18 protein-coding genes and 1 other annotated feature are annotated in these 19,059 nt (G+C 35.4%); of the genes, 14 read left to right on the top strand and 4 right to left on the bottom strand.

Features of this window, described 5'->3' with window-relative positions:
- Positions 1-19: 19 nt before the first annotated feature.
- Entirely contained in the window at positions 20-1,387 is a 1,368-nt protein-coding gene (locus KM885_RS16485) for a transglycosylase domain-containing protein (RefSeq protein ID WP_216884280.1), read from the bottom strand.
- Positions 1,388-1,613: 226 nt separating this feature from the next.
- Positions 1,614-1,823: a binding site (T-box leader), on the top strand.
- An 81-nt stretch (positions 1,824-1,904) separates the two neighbouring features.
- Here KM885_RS16485 and tyrS point away from each other — a divergent pair.
- From tyrS to KM885_RS16525, 8 genes are all read left to right on the top strand, one after another.
- On the top strand, positions 1,905-3,176 hold the full coding sequence (gene tyrS, locus KM885_RS16490) for a tyrosine--tRNA ligase (RefSeq protein WP_047186774.1): 1,272 nt from the start codon (positions 1,905-1,907) through the stop codon (positions 3,174-3,176).
- Between the two features lie 380 nt (positions 3,177-3,556).
- A complete protein-coding gene (locus KM885_RS16495) occupies positions 3,557-4,717 on the top strand; it encodes a M20 metallopeptidase family protein (protein ID WP_047185429.1) in 1,161 nt (386 codons plus the stop codon).
- A gap of 21 nt (positions 4,718-4,738) precedes the next feature.
- Positions 4,739-6,340, top strand: coding sequence for an ABC transporter substrate-binding protein (locus KM885_RS16500; protein WP_047185425.1), 1,602 nt, complete (start codon positions 4,739-4,741; stop codon positions 6,338-6,340).
- An 81-nt stretch (positions 6,341-6,421) separates the two neighbouring features.
- Positions 6,422-7,366, top strand: coding sequence for an ABC transporter permease (locus KM885_RS16505; RefSeq protein WP_047185424.1), 945 nt, complete (start codon positions 6,422-6,424; stop codon positions 7,364-7,366).
- Between the two features lie 228 nt (positions 7,367-7,594).
- Entirely contained in the window at positions 7,595-8,452 is an 858-nt protein-coding gene (locus KM885_RS16510; protein WP_216884281.1) for an ABC transporter permease, read from the top strand.
- A 21-nt stretch (positions 8,453-8,473) separates the two neighbouring features.
- Positions 8,474-9,499: an ABC transporter ATP-binding protein gene (locus KM885_RS16515; RefSeq protein WP_047185422.1), complete on the top strand. Its 1,026-nt coding sequence runs from the start codon at positions 8,474-8,476 to the stop codon at positions 9,497-9,499.
- Positions 9,492-10,493 carry an ABC transporter ATP-binding protein gene (locus tag KM885_RS16520; protein WP_047185421.1) on the top strand — a complete coding sequence of 334 codons (1,002 nt, stop codon included), beginning with the start codon at positions 9,492-9,494 and terminating at the stop codon, positions 10,491-10,493. The genes KM885_RS16515 and KM885_RS16520 overlap by 8 nt, the downstream gene beginning before the upstream one ends.
- Before the next feature lie 13 nt (positions 10,494-10,506).
- Positions 10,507-10,926, top strand: coding sequence for a hypothetical protein (locus tag KM885_RS16525; protein ID WP_052771723.1), 420 nt, complete (start codon positions 10,507-10,509; stop codon positions 10,924-10,926).
- Positions 10,927-11,037: 111 nt separating this feature from the next.
- Here KM885_RS16525 and rpsD read toward each other — a convergent pair whose 3' ends face one another.
- Positions 11,038-11,640 carry a 30S ribosomal protein S4 gene (rpsD, locus tag KM885_RS16530; protein WP_047185420.1) on the bottom strand — a complete coding sequence of 201 codons (603 nt, stop codon included), beginning with the start codon at positions 11,638-11,640 and terminating at the stop codon, positions 11,038-11,040.
- Positions 11,641-11,964: 324 nt separating this feature from the next.
- Complete coding sequence (locus tag KM885_RS16535; protein ID WP_047185419.1) at positions 11,965-12,444, bottom strand: GAF domain-containing protein; 480 nt, start codon at positions 12,442-12,444, stop codon at positions 11,965-11,967.
- Positions 12,445-12,561: 117 nt separating this feature from the next.
- Between KM885_RS16535 and refZ the strand changes: the two genes are divergently transcribed.
- The 6 genes from refZ to KM885_RS16565 all read left to right on the top strand — a co-directional run bounded on the left by refZ (position 12,562) and on the right by KM885_RS16565 (position 18,170).
- Complete coding sequence (gene refZ / locus KM885_RS16540) at positions 12,562-13,194, top strand: forespore capture DNA-binding protein RefZ (protein WP_047185418.1); 633 nt, start codon at positions 12,562-12,564, stop codon at positions 13,192-13,194.
- 232 nt (positions 13,195-13,426) lie between these two features.
- Entirely contained in the window at positions 13,427-15,121 is a 1,695-nt protein-coding gene (gene ezrA, locus KM885_RS16545) for a septation ring formation regulator EzrA (protein WP_047185417.1), read from the top strand.
- Between the two features lie 91 nt (positions 15,122-15,212).
- Positions 15,213-16,352 (top strand): cysteine desulfurase family protein, encoded by a 1,140-nt coding sequence (locus tag KM885_RS16550; protein WP_047185416.1) that lies wholly within the window; start codon positions 15,213-15,215, stop codon positions 16,350-16,352.
- A gap of 6 nt (positions 16,353-16,358) precedes the next feature.
- On the top strand, positions 16,359-17,561 hold the full coding sequence (gene thiI, locus KM885_RS16555) for a tRNA uracil 4-sulfurtransferase ThiI (protein WP_047185415.1): 1,203 nt from the start codon (positions 16,359-16,361) through the stop codon (positions 17,559-17,561).
- A 156-nt stretch (positions 17,562-17,717) separates the two neighbouring features.
- The gene (locus KM885_RS16560) at positions 17,718-17,927 is read left to right on the top strand and encodes an alpha/beta-type small acid-soluble spore protein (protein WP_060667989.1); all 210 of its coding nucleotides are present in this window, start codon (positions 17,718-17,720) and stop codon (positions 17,925-17,927) included.
- A gap of 39 nt (positions 17,928-17,966) precedes the next feature.
- Positions 17,967-18,170 (top strand): alpha/beta-type small acid-soluble spore protein, encoded by a 204-nt coding sequence (locus KM885_RS16565; RefSeq protein ID WP_047185413.1) that lies wholly within the window; start codon positions 17,967-17,969, stop codon positions 18,168-18,170.
- A gap of 93 nt (positions 18,171-18,263) precedes the next feature.
- On the opposite strand, the gene KM885_RS16570 is transcribed toward KM885_RS16565, so the two are convergent.
- Positions 18,264-19,022, bottom strand: coding sequence for an NAD kinase (locus KM885_RS16570; RefSeq protein ID WP_216884282.1), 759 nt, complete (start codon positions 19,020-19,022; stop codon positions 18,264-18,266).
- Between the last annotated feature and the right edge of the window lie 37 nt (positions 19,023-19,059).

A 19,059-nucleotide genomic window follows, 5' to 3' on the forward strand; every position in this document is an offset into this window, starting at 1 on the left:
CTTCCCTAGAGTGTGATAATCAAATACATATTAAAAGTCGACTAAAATACAGTACCAACGTCACTTGACGTAGAGCCTCAATTAAAACTGCTGCAGCTTGAATAGATTGAAGCTTTGTTTCGCCTGTTTTTTTATTTACTACCGTATTCTTATCATTTCCATAATATTGGTAATTGGCTGCAATCTCTTGGAATGCATCGTACATCTTTTTATCGATAGTCGAATGAACCTTATACCCTTCCGACTGAATAGCTTTAGATGCTAGTGCGGAATACTTTTTCTTTAATTCTTTATCTTTTTCCAGATCCTCTTTAGAATGCCCATCTTTTTCTGCCAAATGATACATAATAATATCTGTTGCCCTTGATTGAATTTCTCTAGTTAAGATTGGGTATTTTTTATGTGGAGATTTGTCTTCTTCTTTGAAATCGGCAACTACATCATAGTTTATCGCCTCTTCGTATTCTTCTTTTGTAATATAGTCCATATCGAGCATTCGGTTTAAAACAATTTTCATCCGGTTTAGGCCAGGCTTTATTCCGTCCTCGTCTTTTAAACCACCATTATTTTTAAATGGTGTATAATAGGATGGGCTTTGTGGCAAACCTGCTAAATATGCTGCTTGTGCAAGATTAACTTCATCTGCATTAATACCAAAAATACCTTGTGCAGCTGTTTGAATTCCCGCTATATTTCCACCTGAGGAATTACGTCCATATGGAACAATGTTTAAATACGCTTCTAGGATTTCATCTTTTTCAAAGAATCGTTCCAACCGTAGGGCCAAGAGAATTTCTTTCGCCTTTCTTTCAAAAGATACTTCATCTGTTAATATTTGATTTTTTATTAATTGCTGTGTGAGTGTACTACCACCGCTTTGCATATTTGAATTTGATACTTCTTGGTATAATGCTCGGAATATAGCCTTTGGCACAATACCTTGATGTTCATTAAAATATTCATCTTCCGTTGCAATAACGGCTTGAATTAAGGTAGGAGATATTTTATCAAGGGTCGTTTCTTCCCGATAAAGATCGGTTTGTACATCTCCTAAATAAATATTATCAGCAAAATATAACTTTGTCGTTTCATCGTAATTATAGATATCTTCCTTCATGTCTGCATAGCTACGTACGGGTTCATCTTTTATAAGGGAGGCAAAAAAACCTGCGCCTACCCCTCCAACAAAGAAAGCACCTATGAAACCTATAATTAAAAAGACTAATATTATATTCCAAACAACATCATATGTAATACGTGAAGTTTTCTGGATCTTACCAGTTTTCCATATGGTCGATACTTTATTGATAAATTCATAGTTTCTAAAGGTATTCCACGCTGATTTAGACTTTCTCTTTAATTGATGAAACATCTCTTTCAGTTTCATTTGCAAAACCCCCTAAAATTCTTTTATAATTATATCATAAGTATATTTTTCGAGATAGATGAATTTAGTTGCATTTTAATAATGTATATGATAAAGATTATTAGAGGATGTTCAAAAAGTCTGGTGAACATGTCATACCCTTGTGGAGGTGCAGCTTTCTCAGCTGAATCGGTCTTTTTCATCCAACTTTTTGAACATGCACTATTAGCAACATTCTATATATATGTAAGTAGCTAAGAAAGAATGAAGTAGTTTTACAAATCCCTATCAAAGAGAGCTAGTGGTCGGTGGAAACTAGTATACATTTGTAACATGAATTACGTTCTGGAGCAATTTCTTCTCTTATGAAGGAAACGGTGGAAACATCGATAACAATACCGAGTGGCACAACTGTGCAACAAGGGTGGTAACGCGTGTTTAATAACTCGTCCCTTTTTAGTTAGGGATGAGTTTTTTTATTTTTAGAAATGGCTGTTTTCTTAGAAAGATGCCAAATTAAAATAGGAGAGTGCATGTAATGGATATTTTACAAGATTTAGAAAAACGCGGACTAATTCAACAAACTACCGATCATGAAGGTCTAAAAAAACATTTAGAAACGAACCAGGTAAGTTTGTACTGTGGTTTTGACCCAACGGCAGATAGTTTACATATTGGTCATTTAGTACCATTAATTATGCTAAAACGATTCCAATTAGCTGGTCATAAACCAATTGCATTAGTCGGCGGCGGTACCGGAATGATAGGGGACCCAAGTGGACGTTCCACAGAAAGGTCATTAAATACAACAGAAACGGTACAATATTACGCTGATTCATTAAAAAAACAAATTAACAAAATTTTAGAAGTGGAGAACATTGAAAGTTCTGTAAAAGTACGAAATAATCATGATTGGTTAGGAAAATTAACTTTTATTGATGTACTAAGAGATATAGGAAAACATTTTAGTATTAATTATATGCTAGCTAAAGAATCTGTTTCAGCTCGTATAGAACAGGGACTTTCTTTTACTGAGTTTAGTTATATGCTATTGCAGTCTTTAGATTATATGAAATTATATGAAGAAGAAAACGTAACATTACAAATAGGTGGAAGTGATCAATGGGGAAATATTACCGCTGGAATGGAATTAATTCGTCGGGCAAGAGAAAATCAAGATGAGGAAATTAAAGTATACGGTTTAACTGTCCCATTAATAACAAAGGCAGATGGAACTAAATTCGGTAAAACAGCTGGTGGAGCAATTTGGCTTGATCCGGAAAAGACAACGCCATATGAATTTTATCAATTCTGGATTAATACGGACGACCGTGATGTCATTAAATTTATTAAGTACTTTACATTTTTAAACGAAGAAGAAATTGCTCAATTAGAAAGTGAGGTTACTAACCATCCGGAAAATCGTGTTGCTCAAAGACGTCTTGCAGAAGAAATGACTAAATTAGTTCATAGTGAAGAAGCGCTAGCACAAGCGAAAAAAATTACAGAAGCATTGTTTAGTGGAGATTTTAAGAAGCTATCCGCCAGTGACATTGAACAAGGTTTTAAAGATGTACCAACATTTGAAACTTCAAAAGAAGATATAGGCCTAGTTGATCTATTAGTAAATGCTAAAATTTCTTCTTCTAAGCGCCAAGCAAGGGAGGATATTTCTAATGGAGCGGTCTATATTAACGGGGAACGTCAACAAGATATTCAATATACTGTGACCGAAGAAGACCGTATTGAAGAGAAATTCACTATTATCCGCCGTGGTAAGAAAAAATATTTCTTAATTTCCTTTAATTAATATTGGAAATTGAAAAAATACATTGACTTGAGATGTCAGTGTATTTTTTTTGCCAAAAAAGTGTAAGGTACTCTCAACCTTAGTTTTTACATATAAAAATAGCCTCCAAATCTATGAAAATACCCTAAACCGAGTTGACAACTAGGTATAATATGGTTATCATTACTTATAAATTTATCCCACCTAAACGGACAGTAAGATTCCCGCCTAAAAAACAAAGAAGGTAGGTGGGAGATCAACTACCCGTAAAGGTTTGATAAGTCAGCGGGGGTTGAAGGAAGTTCCCACTGATGGGGTATTCTTTATAAAACTTACTAAATTCAAATAAAAATAGAATGCGGGGGATTTAATTGGGCTTAATTAAAGAATTTTCAACAATTATGAATAAAGTTGATGAACAGTTTTCGGAAGTTCAGAATTGGCGTAGACATTTACATAGACATCCAGAGTTATCATTTGAAGAAAAAAATACTGCATTGTTTATAGCAGAAAAATTAAGAAGCTTTGGACTTTCTGTGAAAACACAGATTGGTGGTCACGGGATTGTTGCGGAGTTAGAAGGGAAAGAACCAGGTAAAACAATTGCTTTGCGCGCGGACTTCGATGCTCTGCCTATTCATGAAGAAAATGATACTGCATATACATCCGAAAACCCAGGCGTTATGCATGCTTGTGGACATGATGGCCATACGGCAGCACTTCTTGGGACAGCACAAATGCTTAGTAAATATAAAGAACAATTAAAGGGGAAAATACTTTTTGTTTTCCAACCGGCGGAGGAGAAGCCACCAGGAGGAGCAAAATATATGATTGAGGAGGGAATTCTCGATAATGTAGATTATGTATTTGCTGCTCATCTCGCTTCAGAACTTCCATTAGGTCAAGTTGCTGTTGGTGCCGGATACCAAATGGCTGCAGTTGATAAGTTTGAAATAACGATAAAAGGGCATGGGGGACACGGTGCTAGGCCGAATGAGGCAATTGATCCAATTGTTATTGGTAGTGAAATTGTTCAATCCCTACAAAAAATTGTAAGCCGTAGATTAGACCCATTGAAATCTGCTGTTGTTACATTGGGGGTATTCCAAGCTGGAGCTGCATTTAATGTTATTCCAGATGAAGCTAAAATTGAGGGAACGGTAAGAACCTTTGATGAGGATGTACGTGATTTAGTTGAAAAGGAAATACATTCTATTGTAAATGGAATTGCCAATGCGAATCACGCAAACTGTGAAATTGACTTTTTACGTGGTTACCCATCCCTATTTAATCATCCGGAAGAGACAGCAACTGTAAATGATATTTTAAAAGAGGTTTTTAATGAGGAAGAAGTTGTTGCACTAGAGCCAACGATGGGAGCGGAGGATTTTGCTTACTTCTTAAAAGAGAAACCTGGAACGTATTTCAGAGTTGGATCAAGAAATGAAAGCGAAAGTACTCATTATCCACACCATCATCCGAAATTTGATATAGATGAAAGGGCTTTACTTAATATTGAAAAGGCATTTATAAAAATTGTTTCACACTATTTAGTTGACTAATTACTAGGGGAGATCAGAGGAATGCGTCTAGAAAAAACATTAAAATTATTTGCTATATTAATTTTCACACTTATTTTGGTGGCTTGTAGTAATGGGAGTTCAAGCGAAGAGACGGGAGAAGGAAATTCAGCGGCAGAGGAAAAACAAACTGGTGGCACACTTGACGTCGCTTATACTAGTGAGCCAGATACATTAGACATTATGTCAAATGCTTCAAGTCCAACAAGGGATATCGCTTGGCATATTTTTGAAACATTAGTAGCGCTTGATAAAGATTTTGCTGTTAAACCGATGATAGCTGAAGATTATAGTGCCTCAGATGATCAAAAGGTTTATACCATAACCATTAGAGATGATGTGAATTTTCATAATGGCACAACTGTTGGGGCGGAAGATGTAGTAGCATCTATTGAAAGATGGAGACTTGTTTCTTCTGTAGGCAAAGTTGCAAGTGAGTATATCGAAGACGTGAAGGCAATCGATGAATTAACGGTAGAAATTACATTGAACGAAGTGTATAACGGGCTTCTAGATGATATGGCTGCTCCAAAAACAGGATTAGCTATTATTCCAAAAGAAATTGCCGAGGAAGCAGGGGAAAAACCATTAGTTCCGGAACAGCTTATTGGTACGGGACCGTATCAATTCGAAAAATGGGAAAGAGGAAATGAAATCGTTCTAACGAGGTTTGATGATTATTCACAGCGTGAAGAAGCGGATTGGGGAGGGCTTACAGGTAAAAAGGAAGCTATTCTTGATCAAATTAACTTTCTAATTGTCAAGGATCCCCAAGTGAAATTGAATGGTTTAAAAACAAACCTATATGATTATGCTCAAAACATTCCGACAGATTTATATGAAGTTATTGAAACAACACCAAATATAAATCCAGTTACGTATATCAATGGTTACTCAATGATTACACCTGATAAGTCAGAGCCGCCATTTGATGATTTGAAAGTTCGCCAAGCTTTACATTATGCTCTAGATAAAGAGGCCATCGCTCAATCGACTTATGGGAATGAAGAATTCTATGAAATGGATGGTGCTCTATTTGATCCAACTCAAACCGAATTATATACAGCAGAAGGAACAGACACTTATTTGGAGTATGATCCAGAAAAGGCAAAAGAGCTATTAAATGAATCTGATTATAATGGTGAGCCCATTACCATAATGTATTCCAACAATAATGAGGCATATAAACGTATTTCTCAAGTAGCTGAACAACAACTTGAGGAAGTAGGGTTTACAGTCGAACTAGAGCCATATGAATGGGCAACATATCTAGAAAAATGGCAAGAACCTCATAATTGGGACATTGTTGTCATTGGATATTCTACTAGATTTTCACCAAATGAGTTAGGATTTCTAGTTCAAGATACCGGTAGTAGTGGTTGGTACAACAGTGAACGTTGGTCTGAGTTAATGACACAATGGGGATTAGCAGCATCTTCTGAAGAAAGACAAAAAATATTAAAAGAAATGAACCAAACGGTATATGATGAACTTCCTTTCTTAAAAGTTGCAAATGAAACGACATTAGATATAATGAGTGACGAAATTCAAGAATATGATGCTTGGATTGGTCCACGATTCTGGAATACTTATAAGAATGAATAACCACAAAGGGAGTCATGTCTGTTTTTAACGACACTGGCTCCTTTGTTCTTTTCAAAGATTGATATAAAGGGAGGGAAAAAAGTGTTACATTACACGTTACGAAGACTTTTAGCCATTATTCCTGTTCTATTTATCGTTAGTATCATTGTATTTATGATTGTTCATCTTACTCCAGGTAACCCAGCTTACCTTATTTTGGGGGAAGATAGTTCTCCTGAGGCAATTGAACAATTAGAACAACAATTGGGACTAGATAAACCAAAAGTTATTCAATATTTTGACTGGTTAGGCAATATATTTGTAGGGGACTTGGGACAATCGATTTATTCCGAGCAAGCAGTAACACAAATTATTGTGGAACGCCTTGGTCCGACATTTAGCTTAATGGTTATATCCATGTTATTAACCATAATTGTTGCAATACCAACTGCTATTTTTATTGTATGGAAACGGAATACAGTGTTAGATCCTCTGTTTTTATCAGGTTCTCTACTAGGAACATCAATACCAGAGTTTTGGTTAGCGTTGTTATTAGTTCTTGGTCTAGGTGTATCCGTACCTATTTTCCCTGTAGCGGGTTATATACCAATTACAGATGGATTATTGGGCTGGTTACATCATTTGCTTTTGCCGGGGATAGTTTTGGCTGCTGTAGAAGTTGGGTTAATTGCTCGTATGCTCAGGGATAGCATGCTTGAATCGGTCAATCAAGATTATACGAAAACAGCACGAGGAAAAGGGGTAAAAGAAAGTACAGTTTTAATGAAGCATGTGTTTTCCAATGCGCTTATTCCAACGACAACCGTCATAGGTGTAACAGTTGCTGGTCTGCTCGGAGGAACAGTCATCATTGAAACGATTTTTACAATTCCAGGTGTTGGTCAATTGTTAATTGATTCGATTCACCGTAGGGATTACCCGGTAATTCAAGGAGTAGTATTATTTGTTGCTTTTGTTTATGTACTTATTAATTTAATTGTCGACCTTTTATATGCCTTTTTAGATCCAAGGATTCGCTATGATTGATTTAGGAACAAAGGCGCAAGCGCCCGTTTAGCGACGTACGGACTGGACTGAGCCGCAGGAGATAAAGGAAACACGACGAACGGAGTGAGTCGATGTTGACTTATCGAACGGAGGTGAAGGAAGTCTCGCTAGTCGCTGGGCGCTGGAGCCGGACGTGGCCTTTTCTGAATAATTATCCACATGCAGGAATTTTATAATTTCCTGGACAACAAAAAAGGAGATGTCTTCATGTTAAGAAGAAAACGTAATCTCATTCCTTTCGTCTTTTTAATTTTATTGTTTTTAGCAACCATGACAGCTACATGGTGGCTTCCTGTATCTCCAAGCTTTATGGATTCAAGTCTGCGATTGATGGCACCATCCGCAGAGTATTGGTTTGGTACAGACCACTTTGGCCGAGATATATTCGGTCAAACGATTATAGCTGCAAGGGTTTCACTATTAGTCGGTTTTACGGTTGCCGCGCTTTCTACGATAATGGGAACAATAACGGGTCTTATTGCAGGATACTATAAAAAGTTAGATTCTATTATTATGCGGATTATTGATGGGATGCTGGCTTTTCCTTCTTTATTATTGGCACTTGCTTTGGTTGCTGCTTTAGGTGGAAGTGTAACTAATATTATTATCGCGCTGACCTTTTCCTTTTGGCCTGTTATGACACGAGTTGTACGCTCAAGTGTTCTTCAAGTAAAAAATATTCAATATGTTGAAGCTGCCAAAACATCAGGAATTAAGGATCCTGTAATTTTATCGCGATACATTCTTCCTAATGTCATGTCTCCAATCATTGTGCAAGGAACGTTTATTTTTGCAAGATCTATACTAGCAGAAGCGGCACTAAGCTTCCTAGGGGTTGGAGTTGAACCATCCATACCAACATGGGGGAATATGTTACAAGAAGCGCAGATTTATATTACAACAGCGCCTTGGTTCTCCATTTTTTCTGGTATTTTTATTGTTGTTACTGTCCTAGCGTTAAATATATTAGGAGATGGGCTTAGAGATGCTTTTGATCCTTATGCAAAAGGGAAGAAGAAAGTAAAAAAACAAATGTTCAAACAGAGAAAGCAATATGCTTCATGATAATAGTAGGAGGGATAGACGGTGCTAGAAGTAAAAAATCTGAAAGCTCATATTGATACACCAGATGGGGTGGTAAAGGCAGTTGATGGAGTATCCTTTATTATTAAGCCAGGTGAAACGGTCGGTATAGTAGGTGAATCTGGAAGTGGGAAAAGTGTTCTAGCTCATTCTATCATGCAACTTAATCCTAAGCCACCAACCTTCTACCCGCAAGGAGAAATTCTATTTGAAGGAAGAAATTTGCTCCAATTACAAGAAAAGGAACTTCGGAAAATAAGAGGTAACGATATAGCGATGATTTTCCAGGATCCTATGTCAAGTTTAAATCCAGTTTTTAAAGTAGGAGAACAATTGATGGAAGCGATATTAACGCACCATCACATGCCAAAAAGTAAAGCAAAACAGAGAGCAATTGAATTACTAAAAGATGTAGGTATTCCAGATCCAGAAAAAAGAATGAATGCATACCCACATCAATTTTCAGGTGGAATGCGTCAGCGTGTCCTTATCGCTATTGCACTCGCATGCAATCCGAAAATTTTGATTGCGGATGAACCGACCACAGCACTTGATGTTACGATACAAGCACAAATACTAGAACTTATGAAAAATATTCAAGAAAAATATGGGATGGCTATTATTATTATCTCTCATGATTTGGGCGTTATTGCTCAAATGGCAGAGAAAGTTCTTGTTATGTACTCAGGAAGAATTGTAGAAAAGGGGAATGTGGAAGATATCTTCTTTCATACTTCTATGCCTTATACATGGTCGTTGCTTAGGTCCCTTCCACGTATCGATTCTGAATCTCGTGAACGTTTACTTAATATAGAGGGGCAACCCCCAAATTTAATTCATCCACCAAGTGGGTGTAATTTTCATCCACGATGTCCTTTTGCTACGGAACAATGTAAGTTGATTGATCCTGAATTAACGAAAAGATCTTCTAATCATTTTGTAGCTTGTCTTTTATCCGAAGTGGAGTTTAAAGAAGCGAAGAGACTTATGGAAAATGTAGAACAGGAAGGGGATTTAAAACATGTCTGAACCTTTATTGGAAATACGGGATTTGAAAATGCATTTTCCAATAAAACAAGGAGTATTTCAAAGAACGACAAACTATGTTAAAGCGGTGAATGGTGTAAACTTTACCTTAAATAAAGGAGAAACCTTAGGGATTGTTGGTGAATCCGGATGTGGGAAAAGTACCCTTGCACGTACCATTGTTGGCTTATTAAAACCAACTTCCGGGGATATTTTATTCGAAGGAGAAAGCATTTTACAATACAATTCAAAAGAATTACACCAACTTAGGCGAGATGTACAAATGGTCTATCAGGATCCTTATACAAGCCTTAATCCAAGAATGAGGGCGGGAGATATAATTGCCGCACCATTAAAAGCGTATAACCAATCAAATAATTTAAGAAAACGTGTACTAGAATTAATGGAGTTAGTAGGGTTAAAAGCAGATGATTATAAAAAGTTACCACATCAATTTTCTGGAGGACAACGTCAAAGGATTGGAATTGCGCGTGCCCTTGCACTTAATCCAAAATTAATTATTTTAGATGAACCAGTAAGTGCGTTAGATGTATCGGTGCAGGCGCAAGTAATTAATTTGTTGGAGGATCTACAAGAAGAATTAGGTTTAACCTATCTATTTATTGCACATGATCTATCAGTGATTAGGCATATATCTGATAGGGTAGGTGTCATGTATTTAGGTAAGATGATGGAGATGTCTGATAGTGAATCATTGTATAAGAATGCCCGTCACCCATATACAAATGCACTGCTTTCTGCTATACCTTTACCGTATCCAATGAAGGAAAAGAAACGGGAACGTATTGTATTAAAAGGGGAACTACCATCCCCATCCAATCCGCCAAGTGGGTGCGTATTTCACACAAGATGCCCATTTGCTACAGAATTTTGTAAAGGAAATGTACCTACCTTAGATGAAGGTAATGATGCGGGTCATTTTGTGTCTTGCTTCTATCCAATTGAAAACAAACAAGAAGAGTTCGCCCGCCAGTAAAAGGAGAGAGTGTATGGAACTACAAAAGATATCTTTAATGGATGCATATATGATAGAAACATTAAGAAGTAAGGGTGTCACGAATCGAGAATTAGTAGAACAAAAGGACATCGAGGTTTGGAATCGTCTGCATGACTCTTTTGACTTTCGTAATTTAATAAACTTAAGAGACCACAATCCTACCGCTTTTCAATCCATTATTGAAGATGGGTATCAAGTGAAATTCGTTACCTTTAATGGATTAAAAAACTTATTAAAATTAAAATTTAATAGGATTGAAGAGATAGATTATCAAACAACAGAAAGAGGTATTCGAGGATTATATCTCAACACAGAGGAACGCAATCAATTAGAAAACCTTCTTTCTAAAAATTGGACTATCTATGGGGGAAATGTAGACGTAAAGTCGATTTTTCACGTTGAGTTGGTTTAACTCCCGTTTAATAAGATTTCTTTAGAAAATATAAAACACAGAAAAGCCCTAGAACACTCGATAAACAAGGTTTCTAGGGCTTTGAAAACTGTTAAATAAAACGTACCACTATTAACGAGAGTAGAATTCAACGATAAGCGATTCGTTAATTTCAGCTGGTAGTTCGGAACGTTCAGGATAACGAGAGAAAGTTCCTACTAATTTATCCGCATCGAAAGTTAAGTATTCAGGAACGAATGTATTAACTTCTAAAGCTTCTTTAACGATATCTAGTTTTTGAGATTTTTCACGTAAACTAATGGTTTGACCAGGTTTCACACTATAAGATGGAATGTCTAAACGTTTTCCATCAACCATAACATGACCATGGTTTACTAGCTGACGAGCTTGTCTACGCGTACGAGCTAAACCTAAACGGTAAACTAAGTTATCAAGGCGAGATTCAAGTAAAATCAAGAAGTTTTCACCGTGGATACCTTTCATTTTACCAGCTTTAGTGAATAGGTTACGGAATTGACGTTCGTTTAATCCATACATGAAGCGTAATTTTTGCTTCTCTTGCATTTGTAATCCGTATTCAGATAATTTTTTACGTTGGTTTGGTCCATGTTGACCAGGAGCGTAAGGGCGTTTATCTAATTCCTTACCAGTTCCAGTTAATGATATTCCAAGACGACGGGATTTTTTCCATACCGGTCCAGTATAACGAGACATATAGAATGTCCTCCTTTTATTTATTTTATTTGCATAAAATAAAAAGAGCGTGTTCCTTACGTTGTCCATTCCGTTTTCATGTACCATCGCTCTGGCAGCAGAGAGTTACACGATACACCTTGCTTAGATTTACAAGGAACGAAATGGGTGCAAGCGTCGGTTCACTTAGGCTACCTATTATTTTACACAAAGACTAGTATAATATTTTAAAATATGGATGTCAAATTTTTTTTTACAGGAAACTTAGAATAATGTTTTTATTTTATCCCATCTAAACGGGAGGAAGACTAACCATCTGTGGGGGGGATGAAGGTCCCTGCTTCTCTATAAATACCTTTCCAATACGTTAACAAATCTTTCTAAATACGTTTGATCTGTCTCATCAAAACGGTTCTCATTTGGGCTGTCAATGTCTAAAACCCCGAAAACTTGACCATCTTTTATAATGGGTATAACGATTTCTGATCTACTTGCGCTATCACATGCAATGTGTCCAGGAAAGGCTAGTACATCTGCTACTCTTTGAGTTTTTCTTTCTTTTACTGCTGTACCACAAACACCTTTTCCAAACCCTATTCTTACACATGCAGGAAGTCCCTGGAATGGCCCGAGAACTAACTCGCTTTCTTTCCATATGTAAAATCCTACCCAATTAATATCTGTCAAAAACTGTTTTAATAATGCTGATGCATTGGATAAATTTGCAATATGATCTGGTTCATCTTTTATTAAAGCTTCTAATTGCTTGATAGTTAATTCATAGTCTTTCGTTCTATCTCCCGAATAAAGGCTTGATTGAAACATAAGCTCTCTCCCTTTTTATCATGCTAAACTTCGACAACGCAGGCGGTATTTGTCGAGTGAAAAATGAAGGATATATTGATAAAATGTCGTATTCAACTATTAAGGAGTTGAGTCGAGATGAAACAGAATCCTTCAAAACAAAAAGTAATTAAAGCTGCGTCTACTTTGTTTTTCCAAAAAGGCTTTCATGGCACATCGGTTCGCGATATAGCAGAAAGAGCTTCCGTTAACGTGTCATCTATTAGCTATTATTTTAATAGTAAGCAAGGCCTTTTAGAATACGCCGTAACAAATTATTATGAAGATTATTTATCTTCTATTGAAAAAACGTTAAATGAAACTAATTTATTGACTCCCATGGATAAATTACATTCATTAATTTCAACAATTATACAATATAAACAAAATAACTTTCAATTAACATGCTTTATACAAAGGGAACTGTCACTAGATTCCGTGTTTGTTCGTGAAATGACAGTTACCTATCTAGCAAAAGAAAATTTTTATTTAAAGAAGACCTTTTTCGACTTATTAGGTAAACGTTTAAAAAGCGACTATAAACAGTACTTATTTATGCAATTAAAAGGGATGCTTATTACACCATATATTTTACACAATGATTGGAAAAACCAAGTAGTGGGTGATTATTCACGTCAACTATTTGTTAAAAAGTATGTAAGAGTGATAAAAGATTGGCTAGATTTCATTGTAATGAGCAGTGAAGATATAAAAAGAAAAGCAGTAAATTAAAAAAACGTGACGAAAGATGAATTTATTTGTATAATTTTAGCCAAAAATATCAATTCCATGATATCATAGATATATAATTTTCAAATTTTCATTCATGTGGATTAAATAACATAATATGTTTGTTCCATCGAAATTAATACTATCAGGCTTTTGGGTTGATATATCTAATCTCGATGAACCACATTTTTCTTATAAAGTATCCTCTTTGTTGGAATTGGTTGGGAGGCTTTTTATGGCATTATTCATCAGTTTATTACTAGTTGTTATCGTATTGTTAATTATAGGATTGATTTTAAGAAAAAGAATTTACGACACAGTTGACCGGTTGGAAACATGGAAACTGGACATTATGGAGAGGGAAGTTGCTGGACAATTAAGTCGTATAAAAAGTTTAAATCTTTCTGGTGAAACGTTAGAACGTTTTGAGGAATGGAAAGAACGATGGGAAAATATCGTTACAAAAGAATTAGCTGATATTGAAGAATATTTAATGGATGCTGAAGAAGCTGCAGATCGATTTTTTATACCGAAAGCGAAAAGAGTACTACTAACGACAGAAGATAATCTACAGTCCATCGAAAAAGAAATTGATGAGATATTAAATGGTTTAGAAGAGCTTTTAAAGTCTGAAGAAGTAAGTAGAAAAGAAATAGAAGAGCTTGAACCTAGTATAAAGGGATTAAGAAGAATTCTCTCAAAAAATCGATATCAATATGGAAAAGCAGAGTTATTTTTTGACAATGAAATTGATAAGCTTGAAGACTCCTTCAAAAAGTATTATGAACTAGTAGATGAAGGTAATTATTTTGAAGCAAAAGAACTTGTTCTAAAAATGAAACTGGAAAAAGAAGAACTAGAAAAGGTAATTGATCATTTTCCTATAACCTTCAAAAAATGCAAAAATGATATCCCTTCACAACTAGATAACCTATTGGCTGGCATTAAAGAAATGAGAGAAGATGGGTATCGAGTTGAGCATTTAGGATTGGAAAAAGAAATTCATACATATCATGGGAAGCTAAGGGATCTAGTTCAGAAACTCGAAAAAGGGGAGACTGAAGGAGCTGAACAATTTTTAGCCGATATCGAGGAAAGAATTAACGAAATGTACCAATTATTAGAAAAAGAAGCAATAGCTAAGAGCTTCACCGACTCAAAAATTCCAAGTTTTAAGCAAGCTTTTGAAAATGTTAGAAAAAAATTCCAAATTACACAAGATGAAGTAGAAGAATTAAAGCAAGCTTATTACTTTGAAGACGCGGATATGGAAAAATATTTAAACCTTGGGAAATTGATTTCTTCTATGGAAGATCAGTTAGAACAATTGGCCTTGAATATGGATAAAGAAGAAATTGGTCATTCCGAATTACGTGAAAGGTTGGAAGATGGATTTCTAAAACTTGAGGAACTAGAAGAAAATCTTGAGGAATTTAAAGAAAGTATTAAAAACCTGCGTAAAGATGAGATGGAAGCTAGGGATACACTTGCAGAAATGCGAGCTCAGCTATACAATCTAAATAGAAAACTAAAAAAGAGCAATATCCCTGGAGTCCCTACGTATATTTGGAATCGTATTGAGAATACAGCGAATAAGAATAATCAAGTTATAGTAGCGTTAGAGAAGACACCACTAGATATGTCAGCGGTTCAAGAAGCGTTATCAGAAGCTAAAGTTTCATTAGATCAAACAATAGATGATACAGACCTAATGCTTGATCAAGCATATTTAACAGAACAGGTCATTCAGTATGCGAATAGGTATCGTAGCAAGTATCCATTATTAGCTGCTAAATTAGCTGAATCGGAGCGACTATTTAGATCTTATGAATATGAATTAGCTTTAGAGACTGCTGCAAAGGCTATAGAAGAAATTGAGCCTGGTGCACTCAAAAAAATCGAAGAAACGCAAGCTGTGATTTCTATTTAAAACTAAGGGCTTACGATAAGTATAGGGATTTTTACTAACCAACTTATCGATAAGCTCTTAATTTTTTATTTTTGATATAAGGAGTTTTACAATGATTTACTTAGATAACAGTGCGACAACTAGACCAGATCCATCTGTTTTAGAAAGCTTTAATCAAGTCTCTACACAATATTATAGTAACCCATCCTCCATCCATCAGTTTGGAGGTTTAGCTGAAAAATTACTTATTACTGCTAAAACACAAGCTGCTGATTTATTACACGTTGAAAAGGAAGAAATCATTTTTACATCAGGTGGTACGGAAGGTAATAATATAGCGATAAAAGGGATAGCTCTTGAGCATCAAAATCGCGGGAAACATATTATTACATCGGAAATCGAACATCCTTCTATTTATGAAGCATGTGAAGGTTTGAAAAAATTAGGTTTTGAAATTACTTATTTACCAGTTGACGAACAAGGCATTATTTCTTTAAAGGATTTAAAAAATGCTATTCGGGAAGACACTATTTTAATCAGTATTATGCATGTTAATAATGAGATAGGATCCATACAACCAATTAAGGAAATAGGAGAAATTGCAAAACATTATCCGAAACTCTTTTTTCATGTGGATGATGTACAAGGATTAGGAAAAGTTCCTTTAAATCTTAAAAAACACGGTATTGATTTATGTACGTATTCCGGACATAAAATTCACGGTTTAAAAGGAACGGGATTGTTATACGTTAATAGAAGGACGAAACTATTTCCGCTCTTCCATGGAGGGGGCCAAGAATTAAATATACGTTCTGGTACCGAAAACCTAGCCGGTATAGTAGCAATGGTGAAAGCTTTACGTTTAATTAAAGAAAAAGAAAAAAACGAAGGCTCAAAAATGTATCAATTGCAACAGTACATTATCCAGGAGGTTAAAAAAATAGACGGTGTAACGGTCAATACTCCGAAAAATGCAGCACCACATATTGTGAATATTTCTGTTCCTGGAGTTAAACCAGAAGTTATCATTCATATGTTAGGGAAACAAGATATATTTATCTCTACTAAATCCGCATGTTCATCCAAATCAAAAGATGAAAGTAAAGTTCTAGTTGCATGTGGTTTTAAGGCGGATAGGTCGACTTCTGCATTAAGAATCAGCCTTTCCTACGATAATACAATGGAAGAAATCAAAACATTTATTACTGAATTAAAAAGGGCAATAAATGAATTTAAACAAGCACTGGAGTAGATAACAATGGAATTTGATCATATATTAATTCGTTATGGAGAAATGGCCTTAAAAGGTAAAAACATTAAGCAATTTATTACTCAATTACAACAAAATGTACAGCAAAAAGTGAAGGAATTTCCAAATGTAAAAGTGAAACGTACACAGGGTAGAATGTTTGTTATTTTAAATGGTAACGATCCAGAGCCAATTATGGAAAAATGCAAAAAAATATTTGGAATTCAAAGTTTAAGTTTAGCTATTAAGGTTGATAATGAGGTAGAGAAGGTAAAAGAAGCTGCGCTTTATGCCTTGAAACAAGCAAAAAACGTAAACACCTTTAAGGTTACTGTTAAACGTATTAATAAAGATTTTCCTGTACGTTCACAAGAAATGAATCAATTATTGGGTGGACATTTATTATCGAATACAGAAGGAATTACTGTTGATGTGCATAATCCGGATGTAGAGGTGAAAGTAGAAATTCGTAATGAAGCTACTTACATTACTTCTAGCGTCATACCTGGCCTCGGTGGACTCCCTGTAGGTACTTCTGGCAAATCGTTATTATTATTGTCTGGTGGTATAGACAGCCCAGTTGCAGGCTTTCTTGCAATGAAGCGTGGAGTGGAAATTGAAGCTATCCACTTTCATTCTCCTCCATATACTAGTGAACGTGCAAAAGAAAAAGTTCTTGATTTAGCAAAGCAGCTTACCAAATTTGGTAAATCAATAAAAGTTCACATTGTACCTTTTACAAAGTTACAGCAAGAAATATTTAGAGAAATGCCAGATGCATATGCTATGACAATTATGCGGAGAATGATGTTTAGAATTAGTGAGGAAGTTTGTAAGAAAGAAGGAATTCTTTCTCTTGCAACTGGTGAGAATCTTGGTCAAGTCGCTAGTCAAACGATGGATAGTATGCACACGATTAATGAAGTAACCAATTATCCTATTATTAGACCTCTTGTTACAATGGATAAGCAAGAAGTAATTAATATTTCTCATGAAATTGGTACTTATGAAACGTCTATCTTACCATATGAAGATTGTTGTACTATTTTTGTACCAAGGTCACCAAAAACGAAACCAAAACGAGATAAAGTAAATTATTATGAATCAACACATGATTTCACCCCTTCTATTCAAGAAGCTTTAGAAGGGATAGAAACATTGAAAATAACCGACAAAAATAATTCCTTAAATCCATTTAGTGATTTATTGTAATTATCATTTTCACCGGATTTTTTGAACAACAGCTTGAAGATAGAACAGTGCGATGTTTGTTACTTTCATTGGTCTTTTACCAGTAATTGCCTGTTAAAAAAATGAATGGTTTCACCGAATTGTGCACAATCTACAAGTACCAAGGAGGTGAACAAATTGGCAAATAACAACAGCAACAACTCAAACCAATTATTAGTTCCTGGTGCAGAGCAAGCACTAGAACAAATGAAAGTTGAGATTGCTCAGGAATTTGGGGTTCAACTTGGTGCAGACACTACTTCTCGTGCTAACGGTTCTGTTGGTGGAGAGATTACGAAACGTTTAGTTTCAATGGCTCAACAACAATTCGGCGGCCAAATGAAATAAGTAGCCGCTTCTTTGAAAAACCAAAGGAGGTAAACAAACATGGCAAATAACAATAGTAATAATTCAAACCAATTATTAGTACCTGGTGCAGAACAAGCACTAGAACAAATGAAAGTTGAGATCGCTCAAGAATTTGGCGTAAACTTAGGTGCTGATACGACTTCTCGTGCTAACGGATCAGTTGGTGGAGAAATTACAAAACGCTTAGTATCTATGGCTCAACAACAATTTTCTGGTAAATAAAACTTAAATTGAATATAACTGGCAAGGGCTATCCACTTAAGGATAGCCCGTTAATATTTTTTAAAGACATGTAAGGGTAATCCTGATTTTGCTCTATAGAAACATTCTTTTTACCCGATCCCAATAAGAATTATTTTTTAACCGAACGGTTTTTACAACAGTATCATCCATCGTAATCTCTATTTTATCTATTTTACGAATTGGAAATGCTTCATTATCAAAACTTATAATTGGATGATCATTTCCATCCTCAATTTCCTTTAATGTTAATTTACGACTTTTATCCAAAACAAATGAAGAGCCTAATGTACGGTAGTTATTGTTATTCATTGAAGATATCTCTGATACTTGGTAACTCGGAATAAGGGGATCAATGATCGCTCCTTTATTTGATTTGTTATAAGCAGTGCTACCAGTTGGTGTTGCTATAACCATTCCATCCCCACGAAACGTTTCAAAATGGCGCTCATCAATAAAAACGTCAAGCACAATCGTCTTAACAATGGTGGATCGTATCGTTAACTCATTTAAACAATAAAAAGGACGCAAACCATTTACTTGCACCTTAATGACAGGGAATTTCCGAACCTTCATCCCTTCACGTGAAATCGTTTCGAGTAAATCATTAAAATTTTCTAAACTAAAATCACAATACAAACTTGATAAATTTCCAAGGGTAAATCCAGCATAAATCGCATCTTGTCTGAAACCAGTCTTTCTAACCGCTTCGAGAAATACACCGTCACCTCCGATGCTTATGATCACATTGGCATCTTCATGGTTATCAACAATATTAAAATCATGTTTATTTACACTAGCGTTGCATAAAAAATAATTATAGAAGTCAACCATTTAATTTGTGTCTTTGATTTGAATGTTGAAATTTTCT

The organism is Oceanobacillus caeni (genome assembly GCF_019037185.1).
Classification (GTDB): domain Bacteria; phylum Bacillota; class Bacilli; order Bacillales; family Amphibacillaceae; genus Oceanobacillus; species Oceanobacillus caeni.

Coding starts and splice junctions, on each gene's coding strand:
- KM885_RS16485 (WP_216884280.1), bottom strand. CDS start 1,387: ATGAAACTGAAAGAGATGTTTCATCAATTAAAGAGAAAGTCTAAATCA.
- tyrS (WP_047186774.1), top strand. CDS start 1,905: ATGGATATTTTACAAGATTTAGAAAAACGCGGACTAATTCAACAAACT.
- KM885_RS16495 (WP_047185429.1), top strand. CDS start 3,557: ATGAATAAAGTTGATGAACAGTTTTCGGAAGTTCAGAATTGGCGTAGA.
- KM885_RS16500 (WP_047185425.1), top strand. CDS start 4,739: ATGCGTCTAGAAAAAACATTAAAATTATTTGCTATATTAATTTTCACA.
- KM885_RS16510 (WP_216884281.1), top strand. CDS start 7,595: ATGTTAAGAAGAAAACGTAATCTCATTCCTTTCGTCTTTTTAATTTTA.
- KM885_RS16520 (WP_047185421.1), top strand. CDS start 9,492: ATGTCTGAACCTTTATTGGAAATACGGGATTTGAAAATGCATTTTCCA.
- KM885_RS16525 (WP_052771723.1), top strand. CDS start 10,507: ATGGAACTACAAAAGATATCTTTAATGGATGCATATATGATAGAAACA.
- rpsD (WP_047185420.1), bottom strand. CDS start 11,640: ATGTCTCGTTATACTGGACCGGTATGGAAAAAATCCCGTCGTCTTGGA.
- KM885_RS16535 (WP_047185419.1), bottom strand. CDS start 12,444: ATGTTTCAATCAAGCCTTTATTCGGGAGATAGAACGAAAGACTATGAA.
- refZ (WP_047185418.1), top strand. CDS start 12,562: ATGAAACAGAATCCTTCAAAACAAAAAGTAATTAAAGCTGCGTCTACT.
- ezrA (WP_047185417.1), top strand. CDS start 13,427: ATGGCATTATTCATCAGTTTATTACTAGTTGTTATCGTATTGTTAATT.
- KM885_RS16550 (WP_047185416.1), top strand. CDS start 15,213: ATGATTTACTTAGATAACAGTGCGACAACTAGACCAGATCCATCTGTT.
- thiI (WP_047185415.1), top strand. CDS start 16,359: ATGGAATTTGATCATATATTAATTCGTTATGGAGAAATGGCCTTAAAA.
- KM885_RS16565 (WP_047185413.1), top strand. CDS start 17,967: ATGGCAAATAACAATAGTAATAATTCAAACCAATTATTAGTACCTGGT.
- KM885_RS16570 (WP_216884282.1), bottom strand. CDS start 19,022: ATGGTTGACTTCTATAATTATTTTTTATGCAACGCTAGTGTAAATAAA.